This window comes from Duganella sp. GW821-FHT07G03, assembly GCF_059418605.1.
On record NZ_JBWKQE010000024.1, the window covers coordinates 49,704 to 72,885 of the forward strand.

Sequence of the window (23,182 nt, forward strand, 5' to 3'; positions counted from 1 at the left end):
GTCCTTATTGGGATTTGAGTTGCAGGGCGGGCGTGACCTGGCAGGCGCGCCAGGTCGGCAGCAGGCCGGCCAGCACGGCCGACAGCACCGCCATCGCGAAGGTGGTCAGCAGCATGATCCAGTCCATATGGGCCACCACCGTCAGCGCCTTCGACTGCATGGCGATCAGCGCCAGCGCGCCGAAGGCCAGCAGCAGGCCGAGCGCGCCGCCGACCAGGCCGACCACCGTGGTCTCGATCAGGAACTGGTGGAAGATCTCGCGGCGCGAGGCGCCCAGCGCGCGGCGGATGCCCACTTCGGCGGCGCGCACCGAGAACTTGGCCAGCAGCAGGCCTATCGTGTTGACCAGGCACAGCACCAGGAAGCCGAACGCCAGCCAGGCCGACAGCTTGCTGTCGTTGCCGACCACCTTCATGAAGTCCAGCCATTCGCGCACGTCGTACAGCTTGTTGGCGGCCTTGCGCGGCAGGCGGCCCAGCTTGCGCTGCTCGGCGGCGTAGCTGTCGAGGTAGTTCTGCAGGGCCGCGCGCTCGCCGGCGCTGCGGGTCTCGAACCAGAACTGGATCCAGGTGCATTCGGAATCGAGGAAGGCCTGGTAGCCGGGGCCGATGTCGTCGGTGCAGCTGGTGCTGCCGTTGCGCGGCATTTCATTGCGGACCGCCGCCGTGAACGGCACGAACATCTCGTCCTCGTCGCTGAAGGCGCCGTCGGCGCTGCCGATGATGCGGTGGAAGCGCGGCACCACTTTCCAGCTGTCGAGCACGCCGACGATCTGGTACTGCTTGCCGCTCAGGGTGAGGCGCTGGCCGACCGGGTCGGTGTCGCCATACAGCTTGTCGGCCAGCTTGCGGCCCAGCACCACGACATTGGCGGCGGCCTTGTCGTCGGCCGGGCTCCAGGCCTGGCCGTGCAGGAAGGGCGCGTCGAACATATTGAAGTAGTCTCCGCCCACGGCCAGGCCGCGCGCGGTGAACACGCCGATGTCCTTGCGCTCCGGCTCGACCGCCACGCTGGTGCCGTAGATCGCCGTGGCGCGTTCGGCCGCTTTGCTGTTGAGGAGGTTCCTGGCGTCGGTGTAGCTCAGCTGGTTGTCGTTGGGTTCGTCGCCGGGCTTGTAGCCCTGCAGCGGGCCGTTGTCGACCAGCGGCACGAACAGGCGCTCGCTCTTGGCCGGGATCGGGTCGCCCGACATCACGTGCAGGATGGTCAGCGTGGCCACGCTGGCGGCCACGCCGACCGCCAGCGTCAGCACCATCAGCGCGGTCAGGGCCGGGTTGCGGCGCAGGCTGCGCAGGCCCAGCAGGAAGTAGTATTGGAACATGTTGCGCTCCTTATGCGACATGGGAATTCGCGTCGAACAGCGTCGGCGCCTTGCGCACCAGGTCCGACACCTGGCCGTCGATGATGTGGACGTTGCGCTGCGAGCGCACCGCCAGTTCCGGGTCGTGGGTCACCATCAGTATCGTGGTGCCCTGGGCGTTGATTTCCTCCAGCAGCTCCATCACGCCGCGCGCCATCTGGGTGTCCAGGTTGCCGGTCGGCTCGTCGGCCAGCAGCAGCTTGGGCGAGCCGGCCAGCGCGCGCGCGATCGCCACGCGCTGCTGCTGGCCGCCGGACAGTTCGGCCGGGTAGTGCTTCATGCGCGAGGCCAGGCCGACCTTGGACAGCGCGTCCTCGATGCGCTCCTTGCGCTCGGCGGCGTTGAAGCCGCGGTAGCGCAGCGGCACGTCGACATTGTCGAACAGCGACAGGTCGGGGATCAGGTTGAAGCCCTGGAAGATGAAGCCCAGCTTTTCGTTGCGCAGGCGCGAGCGGGCGTTGTCGTCCATGCCCTTGACGTTGACGCCGTCGAGGATGTACTCGCCGTCGGTGAACTCTTCGAGCAGGCCGGCGATGTTGAGGAAGCTGGTCTTGCCGGAGCCGGAAGGGCCGGTCACGGTGACGAACTCGCCCTGCTTGACGTTGATCTCGAAGCCGCGCAGCGCGTGGGTTTCGATCATGTGGGTACGGTAGACTTTGCTCAGGTTTTGCATGCGCAGCATGGAGGGCCTCTTGGGAAAAAAGTTATTGGTTGATCGAGACGCGTTCGGCGTTCTCGAAGGTTTCGGTGCCGGAGATGACGACCTTGTCGCCCTGTTTCAAACCGCCGAGGATCTCCACCGCGGAGACGCTGGTGGCGCCCATTTTGATCGGGGTGCGGATGGCGATGCCGTCGCGCACCACATAAGCGAAGCGGCCGCCTTCGGACTCCACGAACGGGCCGCGCTGCAGCATCAGCGTGTTGGGTTTTTCATCGATCAGCAGGCGCGCGGTGACGCGCTGGTTCTGGCGCAGGCCGGCCGGCTGGGCGGCGGTGAAGCGCACCCGCGCCAGCACCTGGTTCTTGACCACTTCCGGCGACAGCGCCGACAGCTTGGCGTTGGCGGTGCCGGTGCCGAAGTTGACTTCGGCGTTCATGCCCAGGCCGATGTCGGACACATAGGTTTCCGGCACTTCCAGCTCGACTTCCAGGCGCGACAGGTCGACCAGGGTCATCAGCGGCGCGTTGGCCGGCACCACGCTGCGGTTGGCTACCGACAGCGTGCCGATGAAGCCGTCCACCGGCGCGCGCACGGTCAGCTCGTCGACGCGGCGCTGGGCGTTGGCCAGCGACAGCCGTTGGCGGTCCAGCTCGTTCATCTTGGTCTTCAGCTCCAGCGCCACGTTGTCGCTTTCCAGCTCGGCCGCCTGGCCGGCGTGCTTGGCGCGGATCTCGGCCGAGTTCAGCGCGTCCTTGGCCTTCTGGTATTCGATCTTGGCGATGATGCCTTCGTTGGAGACGGCGTTGTAGCGCTCCAGGGTGCGCAGCGCGGACAGGCGGTCGATCTCGGCGGTGTCGGCGTCGCGGCGGGCCAGCAGTTTCTGCTTGCGGGCCAGGATCTTCTGGCGCTCGACCTCGGCTTCCAGCTGCAGGAAGCTCGATTGCTCGCGCTTGAGGGCGTCGGTCAGGTCGGGCGATTCCAGCACCGCCAGCACGTCGCCCTTTTTGACGGTGTCGCCGGCGGCCGCCTTCAGCGTCACCGTGGCCGGCGAGGCCGAGTACAGCGTCGGGCTGATGGCGGCGACGATGCGGCCGTTGACGGCGGCGTCGCGGATCAGCGTGCCGCGGCCCACTTCGGCGATGCGCAGGCGCGACAGGTTGACCGAATGGTCGCTGCCGCGCCAGGAGTGCAGCACCGAGTAGGCGGCCGCCACTAGGGCGATGGCGCCGACGGCGACGACGAGGCGGCGCTTGGCGGCCAGGCCCTTGGGGGCGGCGATGACGGCGTCTTGATTGGAGGTGTCGCGTATCATGATGGTGTAAGTGTGTGTAGATGTACAACGTTATGCAGAAACCGTGCCAGCACTTAAGTGTTTGATTTGATTGATGTTGGCTGCCGCTGTCCGTTGTCCGCGCCCTTGTCCGGTCGTCCGCCTTGTCCGGCCGCGCTTGATAAAACGGCAAGCGTGACCATGTGCAGCGCTGTCGCCCCCACCCGAGTACCGTATGAGCTTGCTTGACCGTTTGATCCGCTTCCTGCTGCCCGCCGAAACGCCTATCACCGACTACCCCTTCGTCGCCAGCGACGTCGCGCTGTACCAGCGCACCGCCCACGCCGACGCCGGCGCGCTGGACGCGCAAACCTGGGACGACATGCTGCTGCCGCAGTACAGCGCGCAGCTGGCGCGCGCGACCAGCATCTTCGGCCAGCAGGAGCTGCACCGGCGCCTGCACGCGGACGGCGGTGCCGTGGCCGCGTCCGCCGTCCGCGTGCGGACACTGGCGCAGGACGCCGGACTGCGGCAACGGCTGCACGCCGCCTGCTCCGGCTTGCGCCGCGCCGATTGCGAGGTCAGCGCGACCCTGTTCGGCGCCGCCCTGCCGCCGGCGCCGCGCTGGATAGCGCTGCTGCCGTGGCTGCCGCTGGGCTTGCTGCTGTCGGTGGCGCTGGCGCTGGTCACCGGCGTGGTGGCCTTGTGGGGCGTGGTGGTGGTGCTGTGGATGGTGTTGTTGGCGGTGCAGATGCGCTATCACGAAGCGGTCGAGGCATGGCGCCGCATCCTGGCCACGCTGCAGCAAATGCTGCGCGCCCACAGCCTGCTGGCCGCGCTGGACGATCCGCTGACGGCCGGCTTGCGCGCGGACGCGGCGCAGGTGGGCAAGCTCAATCGCAAGATCGCCCAGTCGGTGGCCGGCAACCTGCCCGGCGTGCGCGAATACCGCGACTGGCTGTGGCAGATGAATGTGCGCCATTACTTCGACAGCCGCGACGCGGTGCGCGGCCACCTTGAATTCCTGCGCGGCAGTTTCCAGCGGGTGGCGGCGCTGGAGGCCGACCTGTCGCTGGCGCGCCACCTGGCGCAGACGCCGCGCTATTGCTGGGCCGAGCAGGGCGGCGCCGTCACGCTGGAGCAGGTGGTGCATCCGCTGCTGGCGCAGGCCGAGCCGTTGTCGTTCGCGCTGGCGGGGCAGGGCGCCTTCATCTCCGGGCAGAACGGCATCGGCAAGAGCACCTTGCTGCGCGCGGTGGGACTGAACCTGATCGTCGCCCGCGCGTTTGGCTTTTGTTATGCGGAGCGGGCGGTCGCGCCGCTGCTGCCGGTGTATTCCAGCATGCAGAGCGAGGATGCGCTGGAAGGCGGCGAGAGCCTCTACATCGCCGAGCTGCGCCGGGCGCGCGAGCTGCTGGCGCTGGCCGAGCGGGCGCCGGCGGTGTTCATCATCGACGAGATTTTCCGGGGCACCAATCACCTGGAGTCGATCTCGGCGGCGGCGGCGGTGTTGCACACGCTGTCGCAGCAGGGCACGGTGATCGTCTCCTCCCACAACCTGGTGCTGGCGCCGCTGCTGCAGGAGCGTTTGACGCCGTGGTGCGTCAGCCGCGTGGGCGACGGACTGCGGGTGGCGCCGGGGGTGCTGCGCGAGACCAACGGCATCGCCTTGCTGGCCACGCGCGGCTTCGACGCCGCCATCTCGGCCAAGGCCAAGCGCGTGTTCGACTGGCTGAGCGACTACATGGCGCATCCGGCCGATTGCGAGGGCATACGGAATAGTCTTTGACATTTGCGGATTGCAGTTCTATGATTTCTGTAATGACAGAAATTAAGGATTGCCATGACGCTCGCGCCGACCATCCAGAAATACATCCTGCACTGGGGGGAGATGGGCACGCGCTGGGGCGTCAACCGCACGGTGGCGCAGATCCATGCATTGCTGTTCCTCGTCAACCGCCCGCTGCCGGCCGAGGAGATCGCCGACACGCTGGGCGTGGCGCGTTCCAACGTCAGCAACAGCCTGAAGGAATTGCAGGGCTGGGGGCTGGTGCGCATCACCCACATGGCCGGCGATCGCCGCGACCATTTCGTCGCCCTGCAGGATGTGTGGGAAATCTTCCGCGTCATCGTCGAGGAACGCAAGAAGCGCGAGATCGATCCCACGCTGACGGTGCTGCGCGAATGCGCGCTGGAGGCCGAGAATGATCCGGCGCTGGAGGCGGCCACCAAGGTCAAGATGGACCAGGTGCTGGACTTCCTGGAAATGCTGACCACCACCTACGGCGACTACAAACACCTGCCGCCCGCCACCATGCAACGCTTCCTGAAGATGGGCGGCAAGGTGGCGCGCCTGCTGGGCGGGGACTGACATGGACAAGCTGACGCTGTACTACGACGGCCAATGCGGCATTTGCCGCGCCGAGATGGCGCGCCTGCGCGGCTGGGATCATGCGAACCGCCTGGACTTTGCCGATATCGCCGCGCCGGGCTTTGTGCCGCCGCCGGGCGCAAGCCTGCGGGCGCTGGGCACGGAGATGCATGCGCGGACCGTTGAGGGCCGTCTGCTGGTCGGCATCGACAGCCTGCTGGCCGCCTACAGGCTGGTGGGGCGCGGCTGGATGGTGGCGCCGTTGCGCGTGCGGCTGCTGCGGCCGGCGTTCGCCGCGCTGTATCGGGGCCTGGCCCGCAACCGCTATCGCATCTCCGGCTGGCTGGGCCGGCCCGGTTGTGCCGATGGCGTGTGCGCCTACAAGCATCCATTGCGCTAAACATTTCACTTTATATTTCTGTTTTTACAGAAATTACGGACAAAATCATGGTGGCGAGAACCTGGCTGGTGCGGTGGATTTACTTGACGGTGGCGACGCACCTAGTGGTCGGCGTGCTGTTGCCGCTGTGCGCGGGGGCCGCCATCTCGGAGGGCTATCGTCGCGGCATCGAGGCCTTTTTCTTCGGCATGGATACGCCAGCCGCCGGTAAGGCGCTGCATGTGTGGTGGCTCTCGCTGTTCGGCCCGACGGTGCAGGCGGCGGCGATCTGGATGGCCGGCCTGGCCGTCATCGGCGACAAGCAACGCAATGCCTTCGCCTGGGCCATGCTGATCCTCGGCGTGCTGGTGTGGGCGCCGCAGGACATGCTGATCTCGGCGCGCGCGCATTGCTGGATCAACCTGTGGATCGATACGCTGGCGCTGGCGGTCATGCTGCCGCCGCTGCTGTGGCTGTGCAAGCTCGACCTGGCATTCGAACATAGAAAGGCAACGTCATGATGATCCCCTCCGAAGGTGAGCTGTTCAAGAAGATCATGGGGCCGGAGTGGCGCCGGCTGCATCCCGACATCCAGGCCCGCTTCGACAAGAATCCGTTGCCGGGCAAACCGCTGCACTACAGCGGCAGCCTGTCGGAGCTGACCTGCTCGCGGATCGGTCGGCTATTGGGCTACCTGACCATGCCGATGATCCGGGGCGCGCTGATGCCTTACAACGACGCCGATTTTCCGGTCGATATCCAGGTCTATTCCAAGCCCGACTGCGCATCGATCTTCAAGCAGCGCATCTACCGGCTCAACGGCCGCAAGCCGGTCATGTTCACCTCGTTCATGGCCGAGAGCAGCAAAGGCGAAGTGCTGGAGTATGTCGGCATGGGGCTGGGCATGAAGCTGGTGCTGGACGTCCGCGACGGCAATCTGCACTTTGAGAGCGACGGCTATTTCTGGCAGGTGCTGGGCGTGCGCATTCCGCTGCCGGGCCTGCTCACGCCCGGCAAGACCTTCCTGTGCCACCGCAATCACAGCGCCAACCAGTTCGACATCCGCATCGAGATCCGGCACGCGCTGTTCGGCACCACCTTCACGCAGGCCGGCGTGTTCCGCGAGGTGGCGGCATGAATACCCATCTGCTGGCCTTGCAGCTGATGGCCTTCCAGGGCTGTCTGGGGGCGTTCGACACGCTGTACCACCACGAGCTGACCGAAGCGTTGCCCGGCCGCGCCAGCGCGCGGCGCGAACTGGCGATCCACGCGGTGCGGGCAATGATCTACAGCGCCTTGTTCGTCGGCCTGGCCGGCTGGGCGTTCCACGGCGCGTGGGCCTGGGTGCTGCTGGTGGTGTTCTCGGTTGAGATCGTGCTGACCCTGTGGGACTTCGTGGTCGAGGATCGTACCCGTCTGCTGCCGGCGACCGAGCGCGTGACCCACACCGTGCTGGCGATGAACGGCGGCGCCTTCATTGCGCTGCTGGCGCTGAACACGCCGCAGTGGCTGGCCATGCCGACCGCGCTGGCCTGGCAACCGCAAGGCGCGCTGAGCGTGTTCCTGGCGTTGTGCGGCGTGGGTGTCGGCCTGTCCGGCGTGCGGGATGCGTTGGCCTCCAGGGCGATCGGCAAGCTGGCGCTGCGCGACGGCGCCGCCACCGAGTTGCGTTTCGGCCCGCCGGGGCGCAGCTTCCTGGTGACCGGCGCCACCGGCTTTATCGGCCAGCGTCTGGTGCGCGCGCTGCTGCGCGACGGGCAGCGCGTGACGGTGCTGACCCGGCAGGTGCGCCAGGCCGCGTGGCTGTTCGACGGCTGTGTCGATTGCGTGGACAGCATGACGCAATTGCCACCGTCGCGCCGCATCGATGTCGTGATCAATCTGGCGGGGGCGCGCATCCTGGGCTGGCGCTGGACGGCGGCACGGCAAGCCGCGCTGCGCAAGAGCCGCGTTGAGCTGACCAACAAACTGGTGGCGTGGATCGCCAAGGCCGAGCACAAGCCGGCCATGCTGGTGTCGGCTTCCGCGATCGGCTACTACGGCGTACAGCGCCGGGGCGACGACGCCGTGCTGACCGAGAGCGACGGCCCGCAGGCCATGTTCATGTCCGACCTGTGCCGCGAATGGGAGCAGGCGGCGCAAGGCGCGGCGGCCCACGGGGCGCGCGTGGCGTGCACGCGTTTCGGACTGGTGCTGGGCACGCAAGGCGCGCTGCCGATGATGCTGTTGCCCATCAAGCTGGGCTTGGGCGGGCCGTTGGGCGGCGGCGCGCAATGGCTGTCGTGGATCCATGTGGACGACGTGATCGGCGGCATTGCGCACCTGTGCCGTTTGGGTGAGGCGGGCGTCTACAACTTCACGGCGCCGGAAAGCCTGACGCAGGCGCGGTTCAGCCGCGTGGCGGCGGGCGTGCTGCGGCGCCCCTTCGGCTTCCCCACGCCGGGCTGGCCGATGCGGCTGATGCTGGGCGAGCAGGCGGACTTGGTGCTGGAAGGCCAGCGGGTTGCTCCCGCGCGGCTGCTGGAGAGCGGCTATGCGTTCCGCCATCCGCAGCTGGAAGGCGCGCTGCGCAGCCTTGTGTAAGCGATGGAGAAGACATGCGAGTACTGATACTTGGCGCGACAGGACTGATCGGCAGCCATGCGCTGCGGGCCTTGCGCACCGCCGGCTGCACCGTGGTCGGCGCCAGCCGCCGTCGCCCGGCCGATGAACGCCCCGAAGACTGGATCGAGATGGACTTTGGCCGCATGAGCAATGAAGGCGACTGGTTGCCGCTGCTGGCCGGTGTGGACGCTGTGGTCAACTGCGTCGGCATCATCCGCGAAGTGCGTGACGGCGATTTCGATCGCCTGCACCGCGCCGCGCCGGTGGCCTTGTTCGCGGCCTGCGAGCGGAGCGGTGTGCGACGCGTGGTGCAGCTGTCGGCGCTCGGCAGCCATCCTGAAGCGACGACCGGATACTGGCGCAGCAAGGGGGCGGCGGACGCCGATCTGCTGGCGCGTGCGCTCAGCGCCACCATCATTCGGCCGTCGCTGGTGTATGGCGAGGATGGCGCCAGTAGCATCCTGTTCCGCATGCTGGCGACTCTGCCGGTGCTGACGCTGCCAATGGCGCATGCGGCCAAGGTACAGCCTATCCACGTCGATGACCTGGCAGCGGTGGTGGTCAAGCTGGTGGTGACGGAGAGGGACGCGCCGCGCGAATTGGCGGTGGTTGGTCCGCGCGTGATGACGATGGCTGGCTATCTCGGCGCGCTGCGCAGCGGCATGCAGGCGTCGCCGTCGCTGGTGCTGGATTTGCCGATGTCGGTAGCGCGCCTGGTTGCGCGGCTGGCGGCGCTGATGCCATCGAGCGCGTTGACGCCGGAATCGCTGCGGATGCTGGAGCAAAGCGCCGACGGCAGCAACACCGCGAATGCCGGTCCCGTCGGCGAGCTGCTAGGGCGTCCGCTGCGCGATCCGGCGCGCTACACTCGGCCTGCGCTGCGCATCGCTGCCGCATGGTCATGGGCGGAACCGCTGGTGACGATGATGGTTGCCCTGCTGTGGTTGATCACCGCATGGGTCTCCTGGTTCGGCTGGCCGCACGCAGATAGCCTGGCGTGGCTGGCGGCCTGCGGCGTGCCGACCGGCTTGCAGGGGCCGATGCTGCTGGCGGCCAGCGCCATGGACGCGAGCATAGGCGTCCTGCTGTTGCTGCGCCCACGCCGCTGGCTGTGGGCGGCGCAGCTGGCGCTGGCCGGCGGCTATACCGTCGTCATGAGCGTTTGCCTGCCGCTGTTCTGGCTGCATCCGTTCGGCCCCTTGAGCAAGAACCTACCCTTGCTGGCGTTGATGTTCCTGATGTGGAGAGTGAGCAAATAATGGACTACCTTGCGATCAAATGGTTACACATCCTGTCGGCCACGCTGATGTTCGGTACCGGCTTCGGCACGGCGTTCTACATGTTTTTTGTTAACCGTAGCGGCAACGTGCAGGCCATGGCGGTGGTGACGAAGCTGGTGGCCAGAGCCGATTGGTGGTTCACCACGCCGGCCGTCATCATCCAGCCGTTGTCGGGGTTGTGGATGATCCATCTGGCAGGCTTTCCGTTCACTTCGACATGGATCGTCTGGTCGATCGCGCTGTACGCCTTGGCTGGCGCCTGCTGGCTGCCGGTAGTCTGGCTGCAACTGCGCATGCGCGACATGGCGGTGGCCGCCGCCCAAAGCGGCGAAGCGCTGCCGGCGCGCTACTGGCGCTACGAGAAAATCTGGACCGCGTTGGGCTTTCCGGCCTTCGCCGGTTTGCTGGTGGTCTACTGGCTGATGGTGCACAAGCCAGCCTGATGGTGCTGCGGGAGCCCCCCGATTCAATTGAATCACTCTTGCTTGAAGTGAACATCTGAGGTGTAGTGCGGGCCGAAGCATGGCAAATAAATAATCCCGCCTCCATGTTGGATTTCCTCATCAGCGTCGCTCCCATGAACCAGACTCTCCATATCCTCCCGACGTGAAGTTCAATGTTGAGAAAAAGATTCTTGGCGAGCTCGAATCGCCCGGGGACGCTGACGCCAATGGCTGCTTCGTGAGAGATCTCGACAGGGCGAACCCTGAAATGTTCCGGCCGAACCGCATGGTGGCGAACGGAGCGCTCCTGCCGCTGGTGTTCGCCAGTCCTGGCTAACCCTCTGTCCTTGCTTTGCATCGTGGTGTGCACGCTAACCTGTCGGAACATCCGCAGGCGGTCGATGATCGTGTCAAGAAGTTCATCAACAGCGGTACCGCCAAGCGCAATTGCTGGGACTATGGCGCGCTGATGTTCATGCGCGCGAAGCCGCCGGAAATTACGCCGGAACTGGCGCGGGCCGCATTGGTGCGGGAAGACAAAAAAGCCATCGCCGCGCTGCGCCGGATATTGAAGAAACCGTTTGGCGACGAGGCCACGGACGGCTTCGACGGCGTGATCGCTTATGAGGACAGCGGCAGGTCCAGCGTGCACAGCCTGTCCCGCGATGGCAGGGCGGTCAGTTCCAGCGTGCCCGGTACTGCTCTGGAGACAGGCCTGTGCGCCGTCATGCCAGAGATCGAGAGGGCGCCATGATGCGACTGCTAGCCTCAGGGAATCGGCGCGACCCGCACGTTGCCGTCTCGCTCGACGATCAGCAGGGCATTGCCGGGACCGGACACTTCCTCCTTTAGTGTGCCGTCCGGCGACCACCAGGCGCTGCGACCGGCCGCCGCGTAGCCGCCCGACGGCGCGGCGTGATTGGCCATCAGCACGCCCATGCCGAAGTCGTTGGCGTAGCGCTGCAGTTTGGCGGCGTCGTTGGCGTAACCCGCTTCGGAAATCAGCACCCCCGCCAGATAGATAGCCGCACCGTCGGCCGCCGCGTGCTGGTAATGCGTGGCGTCGGCGCAGATCGCCTGGGCGTAGCGCTGCCCGTTCAGCTGCTGGCAATGCGCGCCCATCGGACCGGGCCGAGCGTACAGTTCCTCGCCCGGATGCAGGTACTGCTTGCGGTAGACCGTGGTCGTGCCGTCGGGCAGGAAGCTGAACGCGGCGATGCAGGGCAGGGCGTCGCTGTCGTCGGCTAGTGGCGCGCCGGCGATGATACGCATGCCGGTGGCGGTCGCCGCATTGCGCAGCGGCGCCAGACGGACGTCATCCGGCGTCAGCAGGCAGTCGCGCAGCAGCGGCAGCTCATAGCCGCACAGCGACAGTTCGGGAAACAGCAGCAGCTCCACGCCCTCGGCATGGGCCGCTTCGATGAAACGCAAATGGATGGCGACGTTGGCCTCGATGTCGCCGGCGATGGACGGCGATTGCGCGGCGGCGATGCAGATGCCCATTACTTCTCCTGTTTCAGCGGCTTGCCCTTGTCGATCACTTCGCGGCAGTCGCCCTTGAAGCTGGCGTTGTCGTAGTTGCTCCAGCCGTAGCTGTCGACGTAGCGCTTGTGCTGCTTGAACTGCTTGTTGATGAAGCTCCACTCCAGTCGCTCGTCGTCGTACTCGATGTCGCCCAGGTCCAGCAGCGTGTGGAAGATGTTTTCCGTCGCCAGCCGCGCCTTGCGGTGGCGCACCAGCTGCTTCACCTTGTCCGGATAGCGCGCCTTGTATTCGTCCGAGTACCACACCAGCGCCGGCACGTGGAATTCAAACTGCGTGTTGTGGCCATGGAAGGCGAGGTTGCAGCTGTTGTCGTACAGCGTCTGGCCGTGGTCGGCCACGTAGACCATGGAGCCGAGCTGCTGCGTATCCTTCAGCTGATGGATCACCTGCGACAGGAACCAGTCGGTGTACAAGATGGAATTGTCGTAGCTGTTGTTGAGCTGCGGCTTGATCTTGGTGTCGGTGTAGACCGGCTTGTCGACGCCGAACAGCGAGGGCTGCCATTTGTCGAATTCCTTCGGATAGCGCTGGCTGTAGTTCCAGTGATTGCCCAGCGTGTGCAGCACGATCAGCTTTTTCGGCGCCGGGTCGGCGATCGCGTGCTGCAAGGGCTCCAGCAGGATTTGGTCGAAGTTGGAGTTGTTGGTGAAGCCGCCCAGGTTCATGAACTGGATCACGTTCGCCTCCTTGGCGAACACTGACACCGGCGTGTCGAACTGGCCGAACGAGATCTGGTTGGACAGCCACCAGGTCTTGAAGCCGGCTTCCTTATATGCGGTCAGGAAGGATTTTTCCGAGAAGCCGTCCTTCAGGCTTTGCATCGCCGGCTTGCGCGAAATGATCACCGGCACCGACAGCCGCGTGGCCGACACCGCCGTGATGACGTCCGGCAGCGTGACCAGGTTGGCTTCCTGCTTGAGCAGCGGGGTGGTGTCGCGCGCGTAGCCGTTGATGCCCCAGCGGTCGTAGCGCGACGATTCGCCGATCACCATGATGACGATTTCCGGTGTGTCGTTCTTCTCCGGCTGGTGCGCCTTGAAGCTGAAGCTGCTGCTGCGCTGGCCCAGGTCGGCCAGGTATTCGCGCTCCTTGACGAAATCGACGCCGCGCGCGGTCAGGCCGAACGGCCACGACGAGGCGAAGTTGTCGAAGCCCAGCGGCGAGCGCATCCACCACGGCAGCTGCGCCAGTTGCCAGCCGCTGCGGCCGGCGCCGGCGACGGCGGCGTGCTCGGGCGAGCTGTCCTCTTCGGCGTCTTCTTCCTCTTCCTCCTCCTCGGAGGCGGCGTCGCTGGCACCGACCGAAGCGGTGATGCCGACATGGCTGAGCGCGGAACTGAGCGCCGAGCCGATGGCCGAGCCCAGCGCCGACCCGGCCGGCCTGGCGCTGGCCGGCTTGATGCTGGCCGCCGCCGATGCAGAGGCCGAGGCCGAGGCCTTCTGCGCCGGCCTGGCGCGGATGCCGAATTCCCAGCCGTAGACCCACAGCGCGGACAGCGCCGCTAATATAAGCAGCGCGCTCCAACGGGATTTGCCGCGCCAGGCCAGCTGCGGGCTGCGGCGGGCGGCCAGCTGCACCGCGATCCACCATGCGATTGCCGCCAGCATCACCGCGCCCATCAGCCACACTTTGCGGCCGAGGAATTCCAGCGCCTCCCTGGGGCTGGTCTCGGCGATGATGCCCAGGTGGTGGGTGGAGATGCCCTGGCCGTAGTAGATGAACAGGTACAGCTCGGTCGGCAGCGCCAGGAAGGCCGGCAGCAGCAGCCAGTGGAACCAGGCCGGGCGCTGCAACACGCCCCACACCGCGACCCAGGCCAGCAGCTCGACCAGCAGGATGTGCGTCAGCTCCGGCACTTGCCGTCCCAGCAGGATGGGCACGCAGGGCACCAGCGACAGCAGCAGGTAGCTAAACAGCACGAACAGGGGAGCGGGGCGCAACAAAGATCGCATAGACAGGGAAGGTTGGAGATTGTCTGCTATTATCAAGTGTTTCCTGACCTTTCAGCTAGTGTTTGCGTGCCCGCCGCGGCCGCATTCCGCCGCGAAATAGATTGACTGGTGTCCCGACCACGTCTATACTCGCGAGTTCTCAATTTATTCTGCACATCGTATACGCTGTTTCAGGCCGCTCCTCGCGAGTGGCTATTCGCGCCTCCGTTGTTCCTGTAGATCGAGACTAGGTTTTAGTCGCCGGACAGTCGTCCGGGTTATTAATGTTGTAATTTTGTTGGGTTTATAACGATGCCAACCATCAATCAACTGATTCGCAATCCACGCGTCGCTCTGACCGTGAAAAGCAAATCGCCGGCGCTGGAAAACAGCCCGCAAAAGCGCGGTGTTTGCACCCGTGTGTACACCACCACTCCTAAAAAGCCTAACTCGGCGCTGCGTAAAGTAGCCAAAGTTCGTCTGACCAACGGTTTCGAAGTCATTTCGTACATCGGCGGTGAAGGCCACAACCTGCAAGAGCACAGCGTTGTCCTGCTGCGCGGCGGTCGTGTAAAGGATTTGCCAGGTGTGCGTTACCACATGGTTCGCGGTGCACTGGATACCCAGGGCGTTAAAGACCGTAAGCAAGCTCGCTCGAAATACGGTACCAAGCGTGCCAAGCAAGCCAAGAAGTAATCGCAGTTTGCAATAGCTTTAAAAGTTTTCGCTCAGTGGCAGCTAACTAAGTGAATGTAATCGACCGCAATTGGTCGAGTAAGTGGTCGGCTATGATGGCCCTCCGCGAGAGTGCGAATCCCATATCTGCGCACCTCAACTGAAGATTGAAAGGAATTGATATGCCACGTCGTCGTGAAGTACCCAAGCGCGAGATTCTGCCGGATCCAAAATTCGGCAACACGGATGTCGCCAAGTTCGTGAACGTTCTGATGCTGTCCGGTAAAAAATCGGTCGCAGAAAACATCATCTACGGTGCCTTCGAGCACATCGCAGCCAAGTCGGGCAAGGATCCGTTGGAAGTGTTCGCTACCGCGATCAACAACGCCAAGCCACTGGTTGAAGTTAAATCCCGTCGCGTCGGTGGTGCAAACTACCAGGTGCCGGTTGAAGTGCGCCCAGTGCGTCGTATGGCTCTGTCCATGCGCTGGCTGCGTGAAGCTGCGAACAAGCGCAGCGAAAAATCCATGCCACAACGCCTCGGCGGTGAGCTGATGGAAGCGGCTGAAGGCCGCGGCGGTGCAATGAAGAAGCGTGACGAAGTTCACCGCATGGCTGAAGCGAACAAGGCGTTCTCGCACTTCCGCTTCTAATCAAATCGGCCGGATCCTGCGTGGTCTGGCTGTTATCTGTTGTTCGAGGCCGGGCTCATTTTTGTCAGCAAAAATGGCGCTCGGTTTTGTCCATTCAAAGATTTAGGAATAATTATGGCCCGCAAGACCCCCATCGAGCGCTACCGCAATATCGGTATCTCCGCTCACATCGATGCAGGTAAGACCACCACCACCGAACGCGTCCTGTTCTACACGGGCGTGAATCACAAGATCGGTGAAGTTCACGATGGCGCCGCCACCATGGACTGGATGGAACAGGAACAAGAGCGCGGTATTACCATTACCTCGGCAGCGACGACCTGCTTCTGGAAGGGTATGGCTAACAACTTCCCTGAGCACCACATCAACATCATCGACACGCCAGGCCACGTTGACTTCACCATTGAAGTTGAACGTTCGATGCGCGTGCTCGACGGTGCTTGCATGGTTTACTGCGCAGTGGGCGGTGTTCAGCCACAGTCGGAAACCGTATGGCGTCAGGCTAACAAGTACAAAGTGCCACGTCTGGCCTTCGTCAACAAGATGGACCGTACCGGCGCCAACTTCTTCAAGGTCTACGAGCAGATGCGCGCTCGCCTGAAGGCGAACCCGGTCCTGATCCAGATCCCGATCGGCGCTGAAGAAAACTTCAAGGGCGTGATCGATCTGGTCAAGATGAAAGCCATCCTGTGGGACGAAGCGTCCCAGGGCATGAAGTTCGACTACGTCGAGATCCCTGCAGAGCTGGCCGAGTCGGCCGCCGAGTGGCGCGAGAAGATGGTGGAAGTCGCTGCTGAAGCGTCCGAAGAACTGATGAACAAGTACCTGGAAGAAGGCGACCTGTCGGAAGCCGAGATCAAGAAAGCGCTGCGCGAACGCACCATCGCTTCCGAAATCGTTCCTATGATGTGCGGTACCGCCTTCAAGAACAAGGGCGTACAGGCCATGCTGGACGCGGTCATCGAATACCTGCCGTCGCCACTGGACATCGACGACGTCGGCGGTACCGACGAGGACGAACAGCCAACCACCCGTAAAGCTTCGGACGAAGAGAAGTTCTCGGCGCTGGCATTCAAGATCATGACCGACCCGTTCGTCGGCCAGCTGGCCTTCTTCCGCGTGTACTCGGGCGCCATCAATTCGGGCGACACCGTGTACAACTCGGTCAAAGGCCGTAAAGAGCGTCTGGGTCGTATTCTGCAGATGCACGCTAACCAGCGCGAAGAGATCAAAGAAGTGCGCGCCGGCGACATCGCCGCCGCAGTGGGTCTGAAAGACGTGACCACCGGCGAAACCCTGTGCGATCCGACCGCGATCATCGTACTGGAGCGCATGGTCTTCCCTGAGCCGGTGATTCAACAGGCTGTGGAACCAAAGACCAAGGCTGACCAGGAAAAAATGGGTCTGGCACTGAACCGTCTGGCTCAGGAAGATCCTTCGTTCCGCGTCAAGACCGACGAAGAGTCGGGCCAGACCATCATCGGTGGTATGGGCGAGCTGCACCTGGAAATTATCGTTGACCGTATGAAGCGCGAATTCGGCGTGGAAGCGACCGTCGGCAAGCCACAGGTTGCCTACCGCGAAACGATCCGCAAGGTGTGCGAAGAATCCGAAGGCAAGTTCGTCAAGCAATCGGGTGGTCGTGGTCAATACGGTCACGTGGTTCTGAAGATCGAACCGCAAGAACCAGGCAAGGGCTTCGAATTCGTTGACGCGATCAAGGGCGGTACCGTTCCTCGCGAATACATCCCTGCGGTGGAAAAAGGCGTGCGCGGCACCCTGAACACCGGTGTTCTGGCTGGCTACCCAGTGGTCGACGTCAAGGTCACGCTGTTCTTCGGTTCGTACCACGATGTGGACTCGAACGAAAACGCGTTCCAGATGGCCGCTTCGATGGCGTTCAAAGAAGGCTGCCGCAAAGCGTCGCCAGTCATTCTGGAGCCAATGATGGCTGTGGAAGTGGAAACGCCGGAAGACTACGCCGGTACCGTGATGGGCGATCTGTCGTCCCGCCGCGGTATGGTGCAGGGCATGGACGAGATCCCAGGCGGCGGTGGCAAGATCATCAAAGCTGAAGTGCCTCTGTCGGAAATGTTCGGTTACTCGACCACCCTGCGTTCCGCAACGCAAGGTCGCGCTACCTACACGATGGAATTCAAGCACTACTCGGAAGCGCCTAAGCACGTTATCGACGCGATCGTTACCGCTAAAGCTAAGTAATTTGTATTGTTTTGCGCCCGGGGAGATCCTCCGGGCGCATATTTAAAACATTGTTCTAAGGAAGAATAAAATGGCAAAAGAGAAATTCGAACGGACCAAGCCGCACGTCAACGTCGGCACCATCGGCCACGTCGACCACGGCAAGACCACCCTGACCGCAGCAATCGCTACCGTTCTGTCGAAGAAATTCGGCGGCGAAGCTAAAGCCTACGACCAGATCGATGCAGCACCAGAAGAAAAAGCACGCGGCATCACCATCAACACCGCGCACGTCGAGTACGAAACCGCTACCCGTCACTACGCTCACGTTGACTGCCCAGGCCACGCCGACTACATCAAAAACATGATTACCGGCGCAGCGCAGATGGACGGCGCGATCCTGGTTTGCTCCGCAGCCGACGGCCCAATGCCACAGACCCGCGAGCACATCCTGCTGGCCCGTCAAGTTGGCGTTCCATACATCGTCGTGTTCCTGAACAAGTGCGATCTGGTTGACGACGAAGAGCTGCTGGAACTGGTTGAAATGGAAGTTCGCGAGTTGTTGTCGAAGTACGAATTCCCAGGCGATGACCTGCCTATCATCAAAGGTTCGGCACGTAAAGCGCTGGACGGCGACACCGGTCCTCTGGGCGAAGTAGCCATCATGGCCCTGGCCGACGCACTGGACAGCTACATCCCTACGCCAGAGCGCGCAGTGGACGGCGCCTTCCTGATGCCAGTGGAAGACGTGTTCTCGATCTCGGGTCGCGGTACCGTAGTTACCGGTCGTATCGAGCGCGGCATCATCAAAGTCGGCGAAGAGATCGAAATCGTCGGTATCACCGACACCGTCAAGACCATCTGCACCGGCGTGGAAATGTTCCGCAAGCTGCTGGACCAGGGCATGGCTGGCGACAACGTCGGTCTGCTGCTGCGCGGCACCAAGCGTGAAGACGTACAGCGTGGTCAGGTTCTGGCCAAGCCAGGCTCGATCAAGCCGCACAACCACTTCACCGGCGAGATCTATGTTCTGTCGAAAGACGAAGGCGGCCGTCATACTCCGTTCTTCAACAACTATCGTCCACAGTTCTACTTCCGTACGACTGACGTGACCGGTTCGATCGAACTGCCAGCGGACAAAGAAATGGTTATGCCAGGCGATAACGTGTCGATCACCGTCAAGCTGATCAACCCGATCGCGATGGAAGAAGGTCTGCGCTTCGCTATCCGCGAAGGCGGCCGTACCGTCGGCGCTGGCGTTGTTGCTAAAATCATCGCTTAATTTTTAAGCGCTGAGATGAAACTGGGTCGGCATGGTGTGATACCATGTCGACCCAGTTACAGTAATACTCGTTCTTTTAAACATTGCTGACGCTACATAGTTGTCAGTTCGCTCTTTCGAGGAAATATCATGTCCGCACCAAACCAGAAAATCCGTATCCGCCTGAAAGCTTTCGACTACAAGCTGATCGACCAGTCCGCACTGGAAATCGTTGACACCGCTAAGCGCACCGGCGCCGTTGTCAAGGGTCCAGTCCCACTGCCAACCCGCATCCAGCGTTTCGACGTTCTGCGTTCGCCACACGTCAACAAGACCTCGCGCGACCAGTTCGAGATCCGTACCCACCAGCGCCTGATGGACATCGTCGACCCAACCGACAAGACCGTTGACGCACTGATGAAGCTGGACCTGCCAGCTGGTGTTGACGTCGAAATCAAACTGCAGTAATCGCTGTTAAGCCGGCCGGCGGAGCGCTTGTTCCGCCGCCAGCTGATGATGGGGCCGGGCCTGTTCGCCAACGCGAACACGCCCGGCCCTATTGTCGTTTGCACCGCTATTTCAAAAGCAGTTGTTCCAAAAAACAACAAACACATTAATAAACTAACTAAATTGTAATGTAACGTACTGTATCCCTTGTTGCATGCACCAAATGTGTGCAAAATTTGCGACAGACGTGAAAAGCTAGGTTCATCTTACCCAGGTGAGCGATAGCGAACGCGCAGATTAAATAACCACATCTGGGAGCAGTTCTTGAAAAAACCACTTTTTAAAAAAAAGTGCGATCGCTATCGCATTGACCGTCGCTTTCTCGCAGCACGCCATCGCTCAGCAAGCCGCTGACACCGAACCTAAACTCCAACGCGTCGAAATCACCGGTTCCAGCATCAAGCGTACCGACAACGAGGCTGCCGCCTCGGTCCAGGTCCTGACCCGCGACGACATCGAACGTACCGGCCAGCACACCATCCTGGGCCTGCTGCGTTCGTCGAGCGCCACCTCCGTCAACCTTAATTCGGCAACGCAGGGTTCGACCGGCTTCGCCACCGGCGCGTCCGGCATCGAAATGCGCAACCTGGGAAAAGTCGCCACCCTGATCCTGGTCAACGGCCGCCGCATCGCCCCTTACGGCCTGGCTGACGGCGCGCAGGAAAACTTCACCAACCTGGACGCGATCCCGACCGACGCGGTCGAGCGCATCGAGATCCTGAAAGATGGCGCTTCGGCCATCTACGGTTCGGACGCGATCGCCGGCGTGATCAACATCATCCTGCGCAAGGACTACGAGGGCGGCAAGATCACGGTCAACTACGAGACCGCCGACGGCTTCCAGGACAACCGCAACCGCAGCGTCTCGGCGATCTACGGTTACGGCGATATCGACAAGCAAGGCTTCAACACCTACATCACCTTCGAAGGCTACAAGCGCGATGGCTACAGCATCGGCGACATGCGCGGCAAGTACCCTGACTGGTACCGCAAGACCCCTGGCCACTCGACCTGGGATGCCAAGAACACCTATTCGCCGACCGGCAACTACTTCTACAACAGCGCCAAGATCGTCGCTTTGCCTGGCTGCCCCGCCGACCAGATCGACCCGGCCGACAAGCTGTGCAAATTTGACCTGCTGCCATACACCGGCCTGGTGACCAACAACAAGCGTTATGCGGCGATGAGCAACACCCACTTCAAGATCGGCGCCAACATCGACGCCAATTTTGAATTCAGCACCGCTGGCGCGACCAACGAATACATCGTCGCACCGCTGGCCACCTTCTCGACCACCTCGCCCAACACCTGGTACAACGCGATCGACGGCAAGATGATCGGCCCGTTCTTCTATCCGAAGCTGCCAGTTGGTAACAACGGCAATAGCACGTCGCAGGCCATTGAACTGCGCGCGCGTCTGATGGACACCGGCGACGGCTTCAACTTCAATCGCACCGAGTCCGACCAGAGCCGCGCCATGCTGGCCCTGAACGGCACCGTCGGCGACTACGACTGGAAATCGGCGGCCGGCTACATGACCTCGTCGGCCACCAAATCCACCCGCGCGACCAGCATGAAGGGCTACACCGACGCGATCGTCAACAACACCTACAAGTTCGGCCAGAAAAACGATACAGCCCTGCTGGAATCGATGTTCCCGGTCCGTACCACCAAAGGTAAATCGAAGATCTCGTTCTTCGACGCTACCGTGTCCGGCGCGGTTGCCCAACTGCCAGCTGGTCCGCTGAGCGTTGCCGTGGGTACCGACCTGCGTCGCGAATCGTATGAAATGTCGAGCTCGGACAACGTCCTGCGCGGCGACCTGGTTGGTATCTTCGGCCTGCAGGTCAAAGACGCCGTCAGCCACTACGCGCTCTTCACCGAAGCGACCGTTCCAGTCGTCAAGAAGCTGGAGCTGAGCGCCGCCCTGCGCGCCGACAAGACCAGCGGCACCGAAGCGCACGTTTCGCCTAAGGTCGGCCTGAAATTCAATGCCACCGAAACGCTGCTGCTGCGCGGTACGGCTTCGGGCGGTTTCCGTGCGCCGAACATCGTCGAAGCCGGTAACGGCCTGGGCCGTAGTGCGATCAGCACCCCGATCAACGACCTGCGTCGCTGCCCGATCGCCACGGAGTTGAACAAGCTGGTTCAGAATGCGTCGACCGCGACCACCACCGACAAGGCCTTGGCCAACACCTTCCTGCTCAGCGACTGCAAGGGTTCGGTGCCGAGCTTTACCAAGTCGAATCCTGACCTGAAGCCGGAAACCTCGCGTTCGTATACGCTGGGCCTGGTGTTTGAGCCGGTCAAGAACTGGACCCTGGCACTCGACTACTACAATATCGAGCGCAAGGACGAAATCGGCACACGTGACATTGGCGACGTGCTGAAAAGCGAGGCCACGCTGCCGGCCGGCCAGCTGGTGCGCGTGGACAGCACCGCGACTGACAACGAGTTCCTGACCCTGGTCAAGAAATACGCGCCAGGCACCACCGTCAACTTCCAGAACATCGGCAAGCTGGGCCTGATCTACAACCCATACGTCAACAGTGGCAAGACTAGGGCATCGGGCGTCGACTTCGACATCGCTGGCCGCGTCAAGATCCCGAACGTGGGCGATCTGCGTCTGAAACTGGAAGGTAACTACGCACTGAACTACCAGGTCTTCGCGGTAGCTGACAACGCCTACGGCATGAACTCGGCCGGCAACTACGACGCCCAGGCGCGCCTGAACACCAAGCTGCGTGCTTCGTTGAAAGTTGGCGAGTTCGACCATGGCGCCACCGTCAACTACAACGGCGGCTACAGCCTGAACAGCGATGACAACGTGAACTACTGTGTGGATGCTGGTGTCAGCGCCGCCAACATGCCTGCATGCGAGCGCGTGCGCAGCCTCACCACGCTGGACTACAACCTGTCGTACTCCGGCATCAAGAACGTGAAACTGGCCTTGTACATCAACAACCTGTTGAACAAGGACGCACAAGTGAACTACCGTGCTACGTTCACCACGCCGCAGTTCCGCACCTTCGCCGCAAGCGCTTCCTACTCGTTCTGATCGCTTAGAACCGGAAGTCTGAAAAACCGGGCACTTGCTGCCCGGTTTTTTTTCGCCTGTCACGGCTGGACAGCGCCGCGCCTTGACGCTAGAGTCGCTTGCCAAATACCCAACCGGAACGACCATGCTTGCTGCGCTGGACCACCACCTGCTTGACTACTTCGTCCGTCCAGGCCTGCGCGGCTGGGCGCGCTTCGTGGCCGAATTCCTGTACTTCGGCCTGAAGGAGGCGAGGGCCTGCCTGTTCGTCGCGCTGTTCTTCGGTGCAGTGCTGCTTGTGCCGCGCGCCGGCGTGCTGGGCCTGCCGCGCTACGATGTGCTGCTGCTCGTTGCGTTGGCGATCCAGCTGGGCATGGTGTGGGCGGGGCTGGAGACGTGGGACGAGCTGAAGGCGGTCAGCCTGTTCCATGTGGTCGGCTTCGGGCTGGAGGTGTTCAAGGTGTCGGGGGCGATCCAGTCGTGGAGCTAACCGGACTTCGCCTACACCAAACTGTGGGGCGTGCCACTGTTCTCGGGCTTTATGTACGCGGCGGTGGGCAGCTACATCATCCAGGCCTGGCGCCTGTTCGACTTGCGCATCCGACATCATCCGCCGTACTGGATGGCGGTGCTGATCGCCGTGCTGATCTACGTGAACTTCTTCACCCACCATTACATCGGCGACTACCGCTGGTATCTGGCGGCCTGCGCGCTGGGTCTGTACGCCCGCACCACGGTGGTGTTCCGGCCACTGGACCGCGACCGCTGCATGCCGATGCTGCTGGCCTTCGTGTTGATCGGCTTTTTCATCTGGCTGGCCGAGAATATCAGCACGTTCTGGGGCGTGTGGCGCTATCCCAACCAGCTGGGCGCCTGGTCCGCGGTGCATGTCAGCAAGTGGAGCTCGTGGTCGCTGCTGGTGGTGATGACTTTCACCATCGTCGCCCATCTGAAGCACATCAAGGCCAGCATCCACGTCCCCGAATGCTGAAGCGCGCGCCGGCCA

Annotated in this window: 20 protein-coding genes and 1 pseudogene; 16 read left to right on the top strand and 5 right to left on the bottom strand. The window is 62.8% G+C overall.

The features are described from left to right. Positions 1 to 4: 4 nt before the first annotated feature. From AC07OK_RS24910 to AC07OK_RS24920, 3 genes are read right to left on the bottom strand one after another with little or no spacing between them, the layout of a single operon-like run. A complete protein-coding gene (locus AC07OK_RS24910) occupies positions 5 to 1,321 on the bottom strand; it encodes an ABC transporter permease (RefSeq protein ID WP_494692811.1) in 1,317 nt (438 codons plus the stop codon). 10 nt (positions 1,322 to 1,331) lie between these two features. Then, on the bottom strand, positions 1,332 to 2,042 hold the full coding sequence (locus AC07OK_RS24915) for an ABC transporter ATP-binding protein (protein WP_494692812.1): 711 nt from the start codon (positions 2,040 to 2,042) through the stop codon (positions 1,332 to 1,334). 22 nt (positions 2,043 to 2,064) lie between these two features. Then, the gene (locus AC07OK_RS24920; RefSeq protein ID WP_494692813.1) at positions 2,065 to 3,333 is read right to left on the bottom strand and encodes an efflux RND transporter periplasmic adaptor subunit; all 1,269 of its coding nucleotides are present in this window, start codon (positions 3,331 to 3,333) and stop codon (positions 2,065 to 2,067) included. 193 nt (positions 3,334 to 3,526) lie between these two features. Here AC07OK_RS24920 and AC07OK_RS24925 point away from each other — a divergent pair, with 193 nt between their 5' ends. From AC07OK_RS24925 to AC07OK_RS24965, 9 genes are all read left to right on the top strand, one after another. Then, a complete protein-coding gene (locus tag AC07OK_RS24925; RefSeq protein WP_494692814.1) occupies positions 3,527 to 5,080 on the top strand; it encodes a MutS-related protein in 1,554 nt (517 codons plus the stop codon). 54 nt (positions 5,081 to 5,134) lie between these two features. After that, a complete protein-coding gene (locus tag AC07OK_RS24930) occupies positions 5,135 to 5,662 on the top strand; it encodes a GbsR/MarR family transcriptional regulator (protein WP_494692815.1) in 528 nt (175 codons plus the stop codon). Position 5,663: 1 nt separating this feature from the next. Next, positions 5,664 to 6,062, top strand: coding sequence for a thiol-disulfide oxidoreductase DCC family protein (locus AC07OK_RS24935; protein WP_494692816.1), 399 nt, complete (start codon positions 5,664 to 5,666; stop codon positions 6,060 to 6,062). Between the two features lie 47 nt (positions 6,063 to 6,109). Continuing rightward, positions 6,110 to 6,562 carry a cell division protein gene (locus tag AC07OK_RS24940; protein ID WP_494692817.1) on the top strand — a complete coding sequence of 151 codons (453 nt, stop codon included), beginning with the start codon at positions 6,110 to 6,112 and terminating at the stop codon, positions 6,560 to 6,562. Next, positions 6,559 to 7,179 carry a DUF4166 domain-containing protein gene (locus tag AC07OK_RS24945; RefSeq protein WP_494692818.1) on the top strand — a complete coding sequence of 207 codons (621 nt, stop codon included), beginning with the start codon at positions 6,559 to 6,561 and terminating at the stop codon, positions 7,177 to 7,179. The genes AC07OK_RS24940 and AC07OK_RS24945 overlap by 4 nt, the downstream gene beginning before the upstream one ends. Then, entirely contained in the window at positions 7,176 to 8,624 is a 1,449-nt protein-coding gene (locus AC07OK_RS24950; protein WP_494692819.1) for a TIGR01777 family oxidoreductase, read from the top strand. The genes AC07OK_RS24945 and AC07OK_RS24950 overlap by 4 nt, the downstream gene beginning before the upstream one ends. Before the next feature lie 14 nt (positions 8,625 to 8,638). Next, positions 8,639 to 9,904: an SDR family oxidoreductase gene (locus tag AC07OK_RS24955; protein WP_494692820.1), complete on the top strand. Its 1,266-nt coding sequence runs from the start codon at positions 8,639 to 8,641 to the stop codon at positions 9,902 to 9,904. Then, positions 9,904 to 10,368: a DUF2269 family protein gene (locus AC07OK_RS24960; RefSeq protein ID WP_494692821.1), complete on the top strand. Its 465-nt coding sequence runs from the start codon at positions 9,904 to 9,906 to the stop codon at positions 10,366 to 10,368. Before AC07OK_RS24955 ends, AC07OK_RS24960 begins: the two co-directional genes overlap by 1 nt. 364 nt (positions 10,369 to 10,732) lie before the next feature. Then, positions 10,733 to 11,122 carry a hypothetical protein gene (locus AC07OK_RS24965; protein ID WP_494692822.1) on the top strand — a complete coding sequence of 130 codons (390 nt, stop codon included), beginning with the start codon at positions 10,733 to 10,735 and terminating at the stop codon, positions 11,120 to 11,122. Positions 11,123 to 11,136: 14 nt separating this feature from the next. Here AC07OK_RS24965 and AC07OK_RS24970 read toward each other — a convergent pair whose 3' ends face one another. Together AC07OK_RS24970 and AC07OK_RS24975 are read right to left on the bottom strand one after the other, a co-directional pair. Beyond that, entirely contained in the window at positions 11,137 to 11,871 is a 735-nt protein-coding gene (locus AC07OK_RS24970; RefSeq protein ID WP_494692823.1) for a carbon-nitrogen hydrolase family protein, read from the bottom strand. Further along, positions 11,871 to 13,853, bottom strand: a complete 1,983-nt coding sequence (locus AC07OK_RS24975; RefSeq protein ID WP_494692824.1) for a phosphoethanolamine transferase — start codon at positions 13,851 to 13,853, stop codon at positions 11,871 to 11,873. The genes AC07OK_RS24970 and AC07OK_RS24975 overlap by 1 nt, the downstream gene beginning before the upstream one ends. 303 nt (positions 13,854 to 14,156) lie before the next feature. Between AC07OK_RS24975 and rpsL the strand changes: the two genes are divergently transcribed. The 7 genes and pseudogenes from rpsL (at position 14,157) to AC07OK_RS25010 (ending at position 23,167) form a co-directional block, all read left to right on the top strand. Beyond that, positions 14,157 to 14,540 carry a 30S ribosomal protein S12 gene (gene rpsL / locus AC07OK_RS24980; protein WP_008444270.1) on the top strand — a complete coding sequence of 128 codons (384 nt, stop codon included), beginning with the start codon at positions 14,157 to 14,159 and terminating at the stop codon, positions 14,538 to 14,540. A 161-nt stretch (positions 14,541 to 14,701) separates the two neighbouring features. Then, complete coding sequence (rpsG, locus tag AC07OK_RS24985; protein WP_008444271.1) at positions 14,702 to 15,172, top strand: 30S ribosomal protein S7; 471 nt, start codon at positions 14,702 to 14,704, stop codon at positions 15,170 to 15,172. Between the two features lie 114 nt (positions 15,173 to 15,286). Further along, positions 15,287 to 17,392: an elongation factor G gene (fusA, locus tag AC07OK_RS24990; RefSeq protein ID WP_217943621.1), complete on the top strand. Its 2,106-nt coding sequence runs from the start codon at positions 15,287 to 15,289 to the stop codon at positions 17,390 to 17,392. A gap of 70 nt (positions 17,393 to 17,462) precedes the next feature. Continuing rightward, positions 17,463 to 18,653: an elongation factor Tu gene (gene tuf / locus AC07OK_RS24995; RefSeq protein ID WP_020704295.1), complete on the top strand. Its 1,191-nt coding sequence runs from the start codon at positions 17,463 to 17,465 to the stop codon at positions 18,651 to 18,653. 129 nt (positions 18,654 to 18,782) lie between these two features. Next, the gene (gene rpsJ / locus AC07OK_RS25000; protein ID WP_005663509.1) at positions 18,783 to 19,100 is read left to right on the top strand and encodes a 30S ribosomal protein S10; all 318 of its coding nucleotides are present in this window, start codon (positions 18,783 to 18,785) and stop codon (positions 19,098 to 19,100) included. Positions 19,101 to 19,446: 346 nt separating this feature from the next. Further along, complete coding sequence (locus AC07OK_RS25005; RefSeq protein WP_494692825.1) at positions 19,447 to 22,197, top strand: TonB-dependent receptor plug domain-containing protein; 2,751 nt, start codon at positions 19,447 to 19,449, stop codon at positions 22,195 to 22,197. A 124-nt stretch (positions 22,198 to 22,321) separates the two neighbouring features. Beyond that, positions 22,322 to 23,167, top strand: a pseudogene (locus tag AC07OK_RS25010) (DUF817 domain-containing protein). The last annotated feature ends 15 nt before the right edge of the window (positions 23,168 to 23,182 follow it).